Origin of the sequence: Brevibacterium sp. R8603A2 (genome assembly GCF_023072605.1) — a bacterium.
Lineage (GTDB): Bacteria > Actinomycetota > Actinomycetes > Actinomycetales > Brevibacteriaceae > Brevibacterium > Brevibacterium pityocampae.
In genome coordinates this window covers 97,065-109,816 of sequence record NZ_JALLGN010000003.1, presented here as the reverse complement: position 1 = coordinate 109,816, position 12,752 = coordinate 97,065, and the positions used below count along the sequence as shown (strand labels likewise).

Below are 12,752 nucleotides of genomic sequence, written 5' to 3'. Positions count from 1 at the left end.
CCGGCGCCCCGGCCCGGTGGGCGGGGCGCCGCGGGTCGGCAGCACGCTGAGCGCCGCCGGCCGCCCCGAGGATCGACCGACCACCCGACGACAGACAAGCAAGGGTACTCATGTCCAACGTTTTCCCCCTCCCCGACGTCGGCGAGGGCCTCACCGAAGCCGACATCGTGGCGTGGAAGGTCGCCGAGGGCGACACCGTCACCGTCAACCAGATCCTCGTCGAGATCGAGACCGCGAAGTCCCTCGTCGAGCTCCCCAGCCCCCAGGCGGGCACCATCGAGGCGCTCCTCGTGGGTGAGGGCGAGACCGTTGACGTCGGCACCCCGATCGTCCGCTTCGGCGGCGAGGGCTCCGACGGATCCGAGAGGGCCGGCACCACCCCGGTCGCGGAGCCGGGTGCTCCCGCGCCGGACCAGACCGATGCCGTCCCCGCGCCGACGGAGACCGGCGACGGCACGGCCGGTCCCAACCTCGTGGGCTACGGGGTGAGGGCCGCGTCCTCCAAGCGCCGCCCGCGCAAGCAGGCGGGCTCCCCGCAGGCCGCGGCACAACCCGCACCCGAGGCGCCCGCCTCCCGGGCCGCGCCCGCCGCTGACACGGAGACCGCCCCGTCTGCCGCCCCGGCCGAGGCACAGCCGCGGACGGACGGGCCGGCCGACCCCGGTTCCTCCACCGGGCGGGTGCTCGCCAAACCGCCGGTGCGCAAGCTCGCGAAGGATCGCGGCATCGACCTCGCCGGGGTGCGGGCCACGGGCTCGCGGGGCGAGGTCACCCGCGCCGACCTGCTCGCCCACCTCGACGGAGGCTCCGAACAGGAGACCCCGGCGGGCGCCTCGACGCCGGCCGGCAGTGCGGGGGCGTCGGCTGCTGCCGGCGCCGCGGCCGCTGCTGCGCAGCCCGGCTCGGAGGAGCGCGTGCCGCTCAAGGGCGTCAACCGGATGATGGCCAAGGCGATGGTGGACTCCGCGTTCACCGCCCCGCACGTCACCGAGTTCCTCGACGTCGACGTCACCCGAACCATGGAGTTCGTCCGCCACCTCAAGTCCACGCAGCTGCTCGGCCCCGACGTCAAGGTCTCCCCGCTGCTCGTCGTGGCGCGGGCCGTGATCTGGGCGGCGCTGCGGACCCCGCGCATCAATGCCGTCCTCGACGGCGACGACGTCGTCATCAAGCACTACGTCAACCTCGGGATCGCCGCGGCCACCCCACGCGGGCTCGTCGTCCCTAACATCAAGAACGCTCACGCGCTCGGCCTCGGCGCACTCGCGCAGGAGATCGTCGGCCTCACCGCGGCCGCGCGGGCCGGCCGCTCGACCCCGGCGTCCCAGGCCGGCGGTACCATCACCATCACCAACGTCGGGGTGTTCGGGGTCGACTCCGGCACGCCGATCATCAACCCGGGCGAATCGGCGATCGTCGCCTTCGGCAGCATCCGGAAGCGTCCCTGGGTGGTCGACGACGAGATCGTCCCCCGCGAGATCACGACCCTGTCGGTGTCCGCCGACCACCGCGTCGTCGACGGGGCGGCGATCTCCCAGTTCCTCGCCGACATCGGCCGGGCGCTCGAAGAGCCCCTCGTCATGCTGTCCTGACCGGGCCCGCCGCCGCAGCGGCCGGGGCGCCGCGCCTGCGGCACCCCGGCCGCAGTGCGCTCGCAGTGCGCTCGCAGTGCGCTCCCAGTGCGAGCGCCATGAGTTGAGCCGGGGCCGCCGAGGAGGGTGCGCGCCGGCATGCACCCTCACCGCTGACCTGCTCCTGCCGGGCAGGGCCGCTCAGGGATTGAGCTTCGTGGCCTCGTCCGGGCCCTCGGTCGTCGACAGCTTCTTCGCGAAGCAGTGGTCGCGGTCGATGCTGAGCTCGCGGCAGTGCGCGAGCGCCTCCTGCGGGTCCTCGTAGCCCGTGTCGAGCACGGTGATCCAGTAGTCGTTGAATCGGAACGTCGACCAGTCGCCGCTCCACAGGAGCATCGCCTCGGGGTGCTCGGTACGGTTCTGCTCGAACTCCTCGAGGATGTCCTCCTCGGTCCAGGTGCGGCCCTCGGTGCGCAGGCCGTCCTGCTTGGCGCTCAGCTGCACAACCCAGCGGTCCTGCAGCTCGTCCATCGCCCGGGCGGTGTCGTCCTCGGAGATCGACCGGAGCTGCTCGCCGGCGGCCACGGCGGTTGCGGCGGAGTCGGTGGAGCCGGAGGCGTGGCCCGTTCCCGCATCGGTCTGCGGCTGCGAGCTGTCCGAGGGCATCTCGGTGGAGCGGATGCCGTTGTCGGGGCCGAGGAAGTTCCCGCCGAGCACGAGCGCGATCGCGAGGACCGAAACACCGGCCACGGTGGCGAGCAGGATGCGCGGGCCGCTGCGACGGCCCCCTCTGTCGCGGGTCGGGGTGCCGCCGCTGCCGGACCCGGCGGGCGCCTCGGCTCCGGGAGCGGGGTGCGTTCGGGGAACCGCGTTGGGCTGCTCACCGGTGTGCGCGGCGATGTACTCGTAGTAGGTGGACCGGTCGACGTCGCTGCGGTCGTGGCCTGTCTGCCCGGTGCCGCCCGTCGCGGACCTGTCGAGTGCTGACAGCGGGTAGTACTGACCGTCGGAGGCCTGGAAGTAGACGGAGCCGTCGGCGGCGCGGAAGCAGGCCAGGCCGTCGGGTCCGGTGAAGTGCCCCGTCGCCGGTGCCCCGGGCTGCGGAGCAGACTGCGGGGCGGGGCTCGGGGCGGAGGAGGGAGGAGCCGGGAAGGCGGGCGGGGACGTCGGCGGGGCCGGGTACGGCGCGGTGGGATGCGGGAGCGCCCGGGGTGCCGGTCGCCCGTCTGCGGGTGCGTCGATGCGTGCCGGGCGATCGGGATCCCAGTTCTCGCTCTGTGCCGGGCGGATCCGGGGTCTGCGCGGATCTCGGCCGGGCGTCGTGCCGTCCGGAGGAAGGGGGCTCATCGGGTGCGTGGCCTCGGTCCGTGGGCAGCCTGCGGGCAGTCCATGGAGAATACTGTGGCACGTCCGCTGCGCGGGATCAACCGGATTTGCCTGGTCCGACCGGGCTCCCATAGGATTGTCTTCTGTTGTGTCGATCGATGACCGATCAGCTTCCCCCGCACGGCCCGCGCATCCGCCGCGTCGCGTGGAGGATCCGATCACCGGACATCGACACAGTGCTCATTGAGCGCTGCATCTTGCTTCGGCCCCCTCTCACAGGCTTCAGCTCAGCGCTGATGAGACATCTCGTCACGAAAGTGCGCTCCCGTCCGCGGGAGCGTGCGGAACTGACGGACACGAGCCCTTCGCCGGGCGCAGGCATGTCGGCCCTCCGCACCGCGGAGTCAGCAGGCGCCGGCCCGGTGTCGAATCATGTGTGATGTCTTCGGCGTGTCCACCCCGAACGGTCCGTGCGCGGACCGGTGGGGAACCGGCAGTCCGGTGGACCGTCGGCATTAGTGAAACTGGAGGAGAGAAATGGCAGCAACCTGCCAGGTGACCGGAGCCGTTCCCGGTTTCGGACACAATGTGTCCCACTCGAACCGCCGCACCAAGCGCCGGTTCGACCCGAATATTCAGAAGAAGCGCTACTTCGTGCCCTCGCTGCGGCGTTCCGTGACCCTCACGGTGTCCACCAAGGGCATCAAGATCATCGACGCCCGCGGAATCGACTCCGTGGTGAATGAACTCATCGCCAAGGGAGTGAAGCTCTGATGGCCAAAGCACAGGACATCCGCCCGATCATCAAGCTCAAGTCGACGGCCGGCACCGGGTACACCTACGTGACCCGCAAGAACCGCCGCAACAACCCGGATCGCATCGTGCTCAAGAAGTACGATCCCACGATCCGCAAGCACGTCGAATTCCGAGAGGAGCGCTGAGCGCACATGGCCAAGAAGTCGAAGATCGCCCGTGACCAGCAGCGCCGCGAGGTCGTCGAGCGCTACGCCGAGCGTCGCGCCACCCTCAAGCGTCAGCTCACCCACCCGGACAGCACCGACGACGAGCGCGAGGAGGCACGTCTGGCACTCCAGAAGCTGCCCCGCGACGCCTCGCCGGTCCGTCTGCGCAACCGCGACCAGGTCGACGGTCGCCCGCGCGGATACCTCCGCAAGTTCGGTCTGTCGCGCGTCCGCTTCCGCGAGATGGCGCACAACGGCGAACTCCCCGGGATCACCAAGTCCAGCTGGTAGTCTCTGGTAAGTTCGTAATCGGTTAAACAGATCCGATGTCCTGAAGGAGGGCACAACTATGGCTAAGAACCGCAGTGAACTCGTCTCCGAGGTCGCAGAGAGCACCGGCCTGACCCAGAAGCAGGTCTCCGATGTTCTCGACGGCGTCTTCGAGTCGTTCTCGAACGTCGTCGCCAAGGGCGAGAAGCTCACCATCCCGGGCTGGCTGTCCGTCGAGCGCACCGAGCGTGCCGCTCGCAAGGGCCGCAACCCGCAGACCGGTGAAGAGATCCAGATCGCTGCCGGTTACTCGGTTAAGCTGTCCGCGGGCTCGAAGCTCAAGGCTGCCGCCGGTACCCCGAAGAAGTGATTCTTCGCGCACCTGCGCTGGAGGCCCGGACCCCCTGAGGGTCCGGGCCTTCGCCCATTCATGGGCCGAGGTGGCCCGGCCCTCCCGAGGCGTGTCGCCCGAGCCCGGTCCCGGGGCCGGGCGCCCGGGGTCGGTCGCCCAGGCCCGAAGGCACATCGCCGGGCGCGGTCACACCCCCAGGGTGCTCGCTGAGAGTGCGATCGCCGAAGGTTTCGCTCTCAGGAACCTTCGGAAATTGCGCTCCAGGGGGTGCGTTGGTCCGGGGCGCAGGCGGCGACTACCCTTGAGACATGCGTGTTTCAGCGATCCAGCTCGCCTATACCGATGAGGACTCCCAGCAGACGCGGATCGAGCGCGCCGCCCGGCTCGTGAGGGCCCAGCACGGCTCCGATCTCGTCGTCCTGCCCGAGCTGTGGTCGCCCGGCGGCTTCTCCTACCGCGACTGGGGACCCCGCGCCGAATCGCCCACCGACGGGCCGACCGTCACCGCGCTCGCCCAGGCGGCCCGCGACATCGGCGCCTACGTGCACATCGGCTCCGTCATCGAGGGCAGCGAGACCGCCCTGGCCCGGCTCGCCGAATACGACCATGACGTCACCGCCCTCCCGGAGCTGCCCGACGGCGAGCGCCACCTGTGGAACACCTCGGTCGTCGTGTCGCCGGCCGGCGAGGTCATCGCGACGTACCGCAAGATCCACCGCTTCGGGTTCGGCTCCGGCGAGCCCAAGCTCCTCGAGGCCGGTGAGGACATCGTCACCGTGCCGCTCGAGGTCGACGGCCGCACTGTCTCCCTCGGCCTCGCCACCTGCTACGACCTCCGGTTCCCGGAGATGTTCCGCGCCCTGCTCGACGCCGGGGCCGAGGTCGTCGCCGTGCCCGCCGCCTGGCCCGCGCCGCGGGTCGACCACTGGAGCCTGTTCGCCCGCGCCCGCGCAGCCGAGGACTTCATGGCCGTGATCGCCTGCAACACCGCCGGCTTCCACTCGCGCACGGAGATGGGCGGGCACTCCGTCATCGTCGACGCCTCTGGCACCGTCCTCGCCGAGGCGGCCACCGATGAGACCGTGATCGTCGCCGACATCGACATCGACGCGATCCACACCCGCCGCGAGAGCTTCCCCGCGCTCGCCGACCGACGGCTGCGCTGAGCGGCCGGTGACCACCACCCAGGCCACGCGCACCACCGGTCCGGCCGGTCGCGGCCCCGCCGGGGCGGCAGCGGACCGCCGCACCGCGCGCCGGCTCCGCCTCGCCGCGCTCCCGGGCTTCATCGTCCTCGGCGCGGTCGTCGGCCTCCTCGCCCTCGACTCCACCGGTGCCGCGGCCCCCACCCTGCTCAACGACGCCGGCCCGCTCGGCCGCTTCGGCCTGCCGGCGGCGAAGTTCCTCTTCAACACCGCGATGGCGGTGACGATCGGCGCACTCGTGCTCGCCTCCGTGGTGCTGCCCCGCAGCGCCCCGGTCCGCCGTCGCCACAGGGATCGGAAGGCGGACGCGGACCAGGAGCTCGATCCCGCCTGGTCGGCGTGCCTGCGGGTGGCCGAGGTCGCCTCGGTCGCATGGACCGTGTCCGCGATCGCCGTGCTCATCCTCACCTTCGTCGACACCGCCGGGGCGCAGGCGCTCACCGGCGACTTCTCCGCCCAGCTCGGGGTGTACGTCACCCAGGTGCCCTACGGCCAGATGTGGACCCTCATCGTCGTGCTCGCCGCGATCGTCTCCACCCTCGTGTTCGCGGTCCGCAGCTTCACCGGGATCGGCCTCGTCACCGTCCTGTCCTTCATCCCGCTCGTCCCTCAGGCCCTCATGGGGCATGCGGCGGAGGCCTCCGGCCACATGCAGGCGGTCAACAGCATCGGGCTCCACCTCGTCGCCGTCGTCGTGTGGCTCGGCGGGCTGTTGGCCCTCGCGCTGCTCGCCCCCGTGCTCACCGGCCGCGGGGACCTCGGCGTGCTCGTCTCGCGGTTCTCCGCGCTGGCACTGTTCGCCTGGGCACTCATGATCGTCTCCGGGTTCTTCAACGCCGTCCTGCGCGTCGACTCGCTCGCCGACTGGACGACCCCCTACGGGCTGCTCGTCGTGGTCAAGATCGCCCTCACCGCGGCGCTCGGCGTCATCGGTTGGTGGCACCGCAGCTTCGTCATCGGCCGCCTCGCCGGCTCGCCCGCGGACGGCGCCGCTGCCGGGCGGCCGGGCACGGCCGCGGCGAAGCCCGCCGCCGGGAGAGCGCCGGTGCAGGCCACCGGGACGAGCGGGACCGTCTCCTCCCGGGTCGAGTTCTGGCGCCTGATCGGCATCGAGACACTGCTGTTCGCGGCCGTCATGGCGCTCGGCACCGTGCTCGCCCGCTCCCAGCCGCCCGTGCCCGACGAGCCGCCGGCCGTGCCCACCCCGGCCGAGCGGCTGACCTCCGAGCCCCTGCCGCCGGAGCCCACCTGGGCCACGTTCTTCACCGAGTGGCAGCTCGACCCGCTGTGGGTGGTCGTCGCCGTCGGCCTCGCGATCGCCTACATCGCCGGATTCGTGCGCCTGCGCCGGCGCGGGGACGCCTGGCCGGTCGGACGCCTGATCCTGTGGCTGGTCGGCATGGCGCTGCTCGTCTACGTGACCTCCGGTGGGCCGATGGTCTACGGGCGGGTGCTGTTCTCCGCCCACATGATCCAGCACATGCTCATCGTCATGTTCATCCCGCTGCCCATGGTCCTCGGCGCGCCGATCACCCTGCTCATGCGTGCGGTGCCCGCCCGCACCGACGGCTCGCGCGGCGCCCGCGATTGGATCCTGGGCGCCGTCCACCACCCGTACCTGCGGTTCTGGGCCCACCCGGTGGTGGCGGCGGTGAACTTCTCCGGCTCGCTCGTCGTGTTCTACTACTCCGGGCTCATGTGGTGGGCGCTGTCGACCCACATCGGCCACGAGCTCATGATCCTCCACTTCACCGCCGCCGGGTACATGTTCGCGCAGGCGATGATCGGGATCGACCCCGGCGTCAGCCGCTTCCGCTACCCGCTGCGGCTCCTGCTGCTTCTCATCACCATGGCCTTCCACGCCTTCTTCGGCCTGTCGATCATGGCTTCGACGACCCTCATCGAGGGCGACTGGTACGGCAACATCGGCCACGGCTGGATCCCGGCGATCGACGACCAGGTGCGCGGGGGCGAGATCGCGTGGGGCATCGGCGAGCTGCCGACGCTCGCGCTCGCGATCATCGCCGCCGTCCAGTGGTCGCGCTCCTCGGACCGCGAGGCGAAGCGCCGCGACCGCGCCGAGGACCGCACCGGCGACGCGGAGCTCAAGGCGTACAACGACATGCTCGCCGGCCTCGACCGGCGCGGCTGAGGAGTTCGCCGGGTCGCCTCTCGCACCCCATCCACTGTGCCCGAGTGCACCGCAGGGCACATATCATCTGCGGACTTGCACACTCCAATCGGGTCACGAAACGCGTTCCGCGCTTGAAGGGCACACAGGAAAGGTTCAGGATGGGCTATCGAACGCACCCCGAAGGAGTGGCTGCGGACCCCCGGCCCACAGAGCTGTGACCGGCACGCGCACGTCCTCTCCTTCACTCACCCGCCTGCGGATCACCGCCCGGCGGGAGGACCATCCCGGGAGTCCCGGGTCGACCCGGCTCGGCATCCGCCGAGCGAAGGAGCATCATGAGCACGAAAACATCGGAGGCGCTCGAGCCCGCGGAGCGCACGCAGCTGCAGCGCGTCGTCGCGGCCTCGATGGCCGGCACCATCGTCGAGTGGTACGAGTTCTTCCTCTACGCGGCGGCCGCCACCCTCGTCTTCAACAAGATCCTCTTCCCCCAGTCGGACAACCCGTTCGACGCGATCATCCTCGCCTTCGGCTCCTACGCGATCGGCTTCATCGCCCGCCCGCTCGGCGGCATCGTGTTCGGCCACTTCGGTGACAAGCACGGCCGCAAGAAGCTGCTCCAGCTCTCGATCATCCTCGTCGGCACCTCGACGTTCCTCATGGGCTGCATCCCGACCTTCGAGGCGATCGGCTACGTCGCGCCGGTCATGCTCGTCCTGCTCCGCTTCGTCCAGGGCTTCGCGGTGGGCGGCGAGTGGGGCGGCGCCGTGCTGCTCGTCGCCGAGCACTCCCCGCGCGACTCCCGCGCGTTCTGGTCCTCCTGGCCGCAGGCCGCGGTGCCGATGGGCAACCTGCTCGCCACCGGCGTGCTGTTCGGCCTCGTCGCCGTGCTGTCCGACGCCGCGTTCCTGTCCTGGGGCTGGCGCGTCGCCTTCTGGCTGTCGGCCGTCATCGTGTTCGTCGGATGGTACATCCGCACCAAGGTCTCCGACGCCCCGATCTTCCAGGAGGCGCAGGAGGAGGTCGTCGAGGGCGAGGCCGGCTACGGCGTCGCCGAGGTGTTCAAGCGCTACCCGCGCGGCGTGTTCACCGCGATGGGCCTGCGCTTCGTCGAGAACATCCACTACTACCTCGTCGTGACCTTCTCGATCACCTACCTCTCCATCCAGGTGGGCGTCGAGAGCATGGAGATCCTCGGCCTGCTGCTCGTCGCGCACGCCATCCACGCCGCGGCGGTGCCGGTGGTCGGCAAGATCGGCGACATCGTCGGCCGCAAGATCCCCTACGGGATCGGCATCGTGCTCACCGCCACCTGGGGCTTCTTCGCCTTCCCGCTGTTCGACACCGGCGAGGACATGCTCATCCTCCTCGCCGTCGTCGCCGGACTCCTGTTCCACGCGCTCATGTACGCCTGCCAGCCGGCGCTCATGGCGGAGATGTTCCCCACCCGCATGCGCTACTCCGGCGTCTCGCTGGGCTACCAGGTCACCGCGATCGTCGCCGGCTCCATGGCGCCGATCATCGCGACCACCCTGCTGCGGAACACCGAGTCCTCGATCCCGATCTCGTTCTACCTCCTCGGTGCCGCCGTGGTGAGCTTCATCGCACTGATGTTCACCCGCGAGACCCGCGGCATCGACCTGCTCGACATCGACCGCATCGACAACGAGCGTCGCGCCGGCGAGCGCGCCGCCCGGGCGGCCGGATGACCGGCCGGCCGGCGCCCGCCGGGATCGACGGCAAGCGGGCCCTCGTCACGGGTGCCGCGTCGGGGCTGGGGCGCGCGATCGCCTCGGCCCTGGCCGGCGCCGGCGCCCGGGTGACGGTCGCCGACATCGACGCGGAGGCGGCCCGGGCCGTCGCCGAGGAGATCGGCGGGGAGACCTGGATCGCGGACTTCTCCGACACGGATGCGCTCGAGGGGATCAGCCTCGAGGCGGACATCCTCGTCAACAACGCCGGGATCCAGCGGATCCACCCGCTCGAGGAGTTCCCGCTCAGCGAGTGGCAGCTCATCAACCGGCTCATGCTCGAGGCGCCGTTCCTCCTCACCAAGGCGGTGCTCCCGGGCATGTACGAGCGCGGCTGGGGGCGGATCATCAACCTCAGCTCGATCCACGGCCTGCGCGCCTCGCCGTTCAAGAGCGCGTACGTCGCGGCCAAGCACGGGCTCATGGGGCTGACGAAGGTCACCGCGCTCGAGGGCGGGCCGCACGGGGTGACGTGCAACGCGATCAACCCCGGCTACGTCATGACGCCGATCGTGCAGCGCCAGGTCGCGGACCAGGCGCAGACCCGCGGGATCGACGAGGACCAGATGATGGAGGACGTGTTCCTCGCCCATTCCGCCGTGCCCCGGCTCGCCGAGCCCGAGGAGATCGCCGAGCTGGCGCTGTTCCTCGCCTCGGACGCCGCGGCCGTCATCACCGGCGCCGCCCACGTCGTCGACGGGGGCTGGTCCGCCGGCTGAGCACCGCACTCCGGTCCGACCCCTGCGGGGCCGGACACCGCACGCAGGCGCCGTCCACCGGACGGCGCCTGCGCGCGTGTCGGGGATGGTGGGGCGGCCCGGCGTACGGGTGCCGGGCGGCGCCGGCGTGCGGGCGCCGGGCGGGGCCTGCGTGCGGGCGCCGGGCGGGGCCTGCGGGAGCGGGTGCCGACCGGTTCAGCCGGCGCCCTTCACGGCCTCGGGTGCGGCTGTCTGCTCGGGCGCGGCTGCCTGCTCGGGCGAGGCTGCCGCAGCGTCGCCCTCGACCTCCTCGGGCGCGTCCACCGCCTCGGGTGCCCCGGGCCCCTCCGCCGGGAGGGCGGAGCCGGGGAGCACCTCGGGCACGACCGGCGGCCGGGCGGAGAACTCGCGGAGGATCGCGAGCGCGGCCTCGACCCCGCGGTTGCGCAGCGCCTCGCGGCGCACGTTCGCCCAGTAGGTGATGCGGAGGTCGAGCTCGGGGACCACCCGGACGAGCGCGGGGCTCGCCTGGCCCAGGTAGTTCGGGAGCAGCCCGATCCCGGCGCCGTGCTCGGCCGCACGGACGTGGACGAGCATGGAGTTCGAGCGGAGGAAGCCGCGGGGTTCCGGCAGGCGCGCGCCGGCGGAGTCGAGGACGTCGACGCCGAGCGTGTGCTCGATGTAGTAGACGAGCCGGTGGTCGGTGAGCTCGGCGACCGTGCGCGGGGTGCCGTTGGCCGCGAGGTACTCGGGGGTGGCGAACAGACCCAGGCTGTAGGCGTTGAGCTGGTAGCTCAGCGAGCGCGCCACCTGGGGGCGGCCGACGACGATCTCGATGTCGACGCCGGACCGGTACTGGCGGGCGCGCTGGGTGGCGGTGACGAGCTCGACCTGGAGCCCGGGGTGGAGGCGCTGGAGCTCGGTGAGCGCGGGCGCGGCCCAGGTCAGGCTGAAGCCCTCCGGGGCGGCCACGCGCACCATCCCCGTGAGCTCCGCGGCACCCGTGACCGTCTGCTGGGCGCGGGCGAGGGCCGCCTCGATGTCCTCGGCGACGGCGAGCAGCTCACGCCCGCGTGAGGTGAGCTCCCAGCCCTCGGGGGCGTTGACGAGCACGCGGTCGCCGACGCTCTTCTCCAGTGCGGCGATCCGGCGGGACACCGTCGTGTGGTTGATCCCGAGGCTGTGCGCGGCGGCGGTGTACTTGCCCAGGCGGGCGACGGCGAGCAGGGTGAGGAGGTCGTCCGGCGCGACGGGGTGCGCGCTGTGGCCGGGGCGAAGGTGCGGGCCCGGCCGGGGAGCGGTGCCGGGCCGAGGTGAGCTGTCCGGGTGGGGGCCGGCGTCGGCCCGGCGGCGGTCCGGCTCGCCGTGTGCATCGGTGTGGGGCATGCTCGGAGTGTATCTGCAGAGCTGCACACTCGGTTTGCGCAACTGGCCCGCCGCGCACGGTGCCGTGCCCGCGCGGGCGGACGTACGCTGGTGGCACGACCAGGACAGCGCGGCCTGGATGCACAGCAGTCGGCCGCCACCCGTGTGCAAGGAGGCACCATGGCAACCATCGGATGGATCGGCTTGGGCAATATGGGCAGGCCGATGACGAAGAACCTCATCGCCGCCGGGCACACCGTGCGCGGCTACGACCTCGACGAGCGCGCCGTGGCGGCGGCCGCGGAGAACGGCGTCGAGGCGGTCGGCTCGATCGCGCAGGCCGTCGACGGGGCCGAGGTCGTCTTCACCATGCTCCCCAAGGGCGAGCACGCCCGCAGCGTCTACCTCGGCGACGGCGGGGTGCTCGAGTTCGCCGCACCCGGGACCCTGCTCATCGACTCCTCGACGATCGACGTCGACTCCGCGAACGCGCTCCACGACGCCGCGGAGCAGGCCGGGTTCGCATTCGTCGACGCCCCGGTGTCCGGCGGCATCTCCGGCGCCGCGGCCGGCACCCTGACCTTCATGCTCGGCGGGGCGGAGGCCGACGTCGAGCGCGCCCGCACTTTCGTCGAGCCGATGGCCGGCAACGTCTTCCACGCCGGCGGCAACGGCGCGGGCCAGGCGGCGAAGATCGTCAACAACATGATGCTCGCGATCAGCCTCCAGGGCGCGGCGGAGGGCGCGGTGCTCGCCCGCAAGCTCGGCCTCGACGCGCAGACCTTCTGGGACATCGCCCACGTGTCCTCCGGCGATTCGTGGCCGCTGCGCACCTGGTACCCGGTGCCCGGCGTGGTCGAGACGGCCGCGGCGAACAAGGGCTTCGACGCGACCTTCGCGACGGCCCTCGCCCACAAGGACGTCGGGCTCGCGATGGCCGGCGCGGAGTCCGTCGGCGTCACCCTGCCGGCGGCCCAGGTCGCCTTCGACAACCTGCAGAAGCTCATGGACGACGGCTACGCGGACAAGGACTGCTCGCTCGTCATCCGCAACATCGACCCCGAGGCGCCGGGCGTCCCGCAGGACTGATCACGGGCCGGGCCGCGCCGCGCCGGTCA

Annotated in this window: 12 protein-coding genes; 10 read left to right on the top strand and 2 right to left on the bottom strand. The window is 71.7% G+C overall.

Going from position 1 to position 12,752, the window contains the following annotated elements; translation table 11 throughout:
• The first annotated feature begins 110 nt into the window (after positions 1 to 110).
• The gene (locus MTQ12_RS04030; RefSeq protein ID WP_247424203.1) at positions 111 to 1,592 is read left to right on the top strand and encodes a dihydrolipoamide acetyltransferase family protein; all 1,482 of its coding nucleotides are present in this window, start codon (positions 111 to 113) and stop codon (positions 1,590 to 1,592) included.
• Positions 1,593 to 1,772: 180 nt separating this feature from the next.
• On the opposite strand, the gene MTQ12_RS04025 is transcribed toward MTQ12_RS04030, so the two are convergent.
• On the bottom strand, positions 1,773 to 2,918 hold the full coding sequence (locus tag MTQ12_RS04025) for a hypothetical protein (RefSeq protein WP_247424198.1): 1,146 nt from the start codon (positions 2,916 to 2,918) through the stop codon (positions 1,773 to 1,775).
• A 516-nt stretch (positions 2,919 to 3,434) separates the two neighbouring features.
• Here MTQ12_RS04025 and rpmB point away from each other — a divergent pair.
• The 8 genes from rpmB to MTQ12_RS03985 all read left to right on the top strand — a co-directional run bounded on the left by rpmB (position 3,435) and on the right by MTQ12_RS03985 (position 10,290).
• Positions 3,435 to 3,671 (top strand): 50S ribosomal protein L28, encoded by a 237-nt coding sequence (rpmB, locus tag MTQ12_RS04020; RefSeq protein ID WP_101652986.1) that lies wholly within the window; start codon positions 3,435 to 3,437, stop codon positions 3,669 to 3,671.
• The gene (gene rpmG / locus MTQ12_RS04015) at positions 3,668 to 3,838 is read left to right on the top strand and encodes a 50S ribosomal protein L33 (protein ID WP_302630566.1); all 171 of its coding nucleotides are present in this window, start codon (positions 3,668 to 3,670) and stop codon (positions 3,836 to 3,838) included. Before rpmB ends, rpmG begins: the two co-directional genes overlap by 4 nt.
• A 6-nt stretch (positions 3,839 to 3,844) precedes the next feature.
• Positions 3,845 to 4,150, top strand: coding sequence for a 30S ribosomal protein S14 (gene rpsN / locus MTQ12_RS04010; protein WP_247424195.1), 306 nt, complete (start codon positions 3,845 to 3,847; stop codon positions 4,148 to 4,150).
• A gap of 58 nt (positions 4,151 to 4,208) precedes the next feature.
• A complete protein-coding gene (locus MTQ12_RS04005; RefSeq protein WP_137318597.1) occupies positions 4,209 to 4,499 on the top strand; it encodes an HU family DNA-binding protein in 291 nt (96 codons plus the stop codon).
• A gap of 290 nt (positions 4,500 to 4,789) precedes the next feature.
• Positions 4,790 to 5,647, top strand: coding sequence for a nitrilase-related carbon-nitrogen hydrolase (locus tag MTQ12_RS04000; protein WP_247424193.1), 858 nt, complete (start codon positions 4,790 to 4,792; stop codon positions 5,645 to 5,647).
• Positions 5,648 to 5,654: 7 nt separating this feature from the next.
• On the top strand, positions 5,655 to 7,838 hold the full coding sequence (locus MTQ12_RS03995; protein WP_247424190.1) for a cytochrome c oxidase assembly protein: 2,184 nt from the start codon (positions 5,655 to 5,657) through the stop codon (positions 7,836 to 7,838).
• A gap of 317 nt (positions 7,839 to 8,155) precedes the next feature.
• Positions 8,156 to 9,529: an MFS transporter gene (locus MTQ12_RS03990; protein WP_247424187.1), complete on the top strand. Its 1,374-nt coding sequence runs from the start codon at positions 8,156 to 8,158 to the stop codon at positions 9,527 to 9,529.
• The gene (locus MTQ12_RS03985; protein WP_247424184.1) at positions 9,526 to 10,290 is read left to right on the top strand and encodes a 3-hydroxybutyrate dehydrogenase; all 765 of its coding nucleotides are present in this window, start codon (positions 9,526 to 9,528) and stop codon (positions 10,288 to 10,290) included. The genes MTQ12_RS03990 and MTQ12_RS03985 overlap by 4 nt, the downstream gene beginning before the upstream one ends.
• Positions 10,291 to 10,485: 195 nt before the next feature.
• Here the strand turns inward: MTQ12_RS03985 and MTQ12_RS03980 are convergent, their stop codons facing one another.
• Positions 10,486 to 11,655: a LysR family transcriptional regulator gene (locus MTQ12_RS03980; protein ID WP_247424181.1), complete on the bottom strand. Its 1,170-nt coding sequence runs from the start codon at positions 11,653 to 11,655 to the stop codon at positions 10,486 to 10,488.
• 159 nt (positions 11,656 to 11,814) lie between these two features.
• Between MTQ12_RS03980 and mmsB the strand changes: the two genes are divergently transcribed.
• Complete coding sequence (gene mmsB, locus MTQ12_RS03975) at positions 11,815 to 12,723, top strand: 3-hydroxyisobutyrate dehydrogenase (protein WP_247424178.1); 909 nt, start codon at positions 11,815 to 11,817, stop codon at positions 12,721 to 12,723.
• Positions 12,724 to 12,752: the final 29 nt, after the last annotated feature.

Excerpts from the sequence above, each read along its gene's own strand:
- MTQ12_RS04030 (WP_247424203.1), top strand. The coding sequence starts at position 111 with ATGTCCAACGTTTTCCCCCTCCCCGACGTCGGCGAGGGCCTCACCGAA.
- MTQ12_RS04025 (WP_247424198.1), bottom strand. The coding sequence starts at position 2,918 with ATGAGCCCCCTTCCTCCGGACGGCACGACGCCCGGCCGAGATCCGCGC.
- rpmB (WP_101652986.1), top strand. The coding sequence starts at position 3,435 with ATGGCAGCAACCTGCCAGGTGACCGGAGCCGTTCCCGGTTTCGGACAC.
- rpsN (WP_247424195.1), top strand. The coding sequence starts at position 3,845 with ATGGCCAAGAAGTCGAAGATCGCCCGTGACCAGCAGCGCCGCGAGGTC.
- MTQ12_RS04005 (WP_137318597.1), top strand. The coding sequence starts at position 4,209 with ATGGCTAAGAACCGCAGTGAACTCGTCTCCGAGGTCGCAGAGAGCACC.
- MTQ12_RS04000 (WP_247424193.1), top strand. The coding sequence starts at position 4,790 with ATGCGTGTTTCAGCGATCCAGCTCGCCTATACCGATGAGGACTCCCAG.
- MTQ12_RS03990 (WP_247424187.1), top strand. The coding sequence starts at position 8,156 with ATGAGCACGAAAACATCGGAGGCGCTCGAGCCCGCGGAGCGCACGCAG.
- MTQ12_RS03985 (WP_247424184.1), top strand. The coding sequence starts at position 9,526 with ATGACCGGCCGGCCGGCGCCCGCCGGGATCGACGGCAAGCGGGCCCTC.
- MTQ12_RS03980 (WP_247424181.1), bottom strand. The coding sequence starts at position 11,655 with ATGCCCCACACCGATGCACACGGCGAGCCGGACCGCCGCCGGGCCGAC.
- mmsB (WP_247424178.1), top strand. The coding sequence starts at position 11,815 with ATGGCAACCATCGGATGGATCGGCTTGGGCAATATGGGCAGGCCGATG.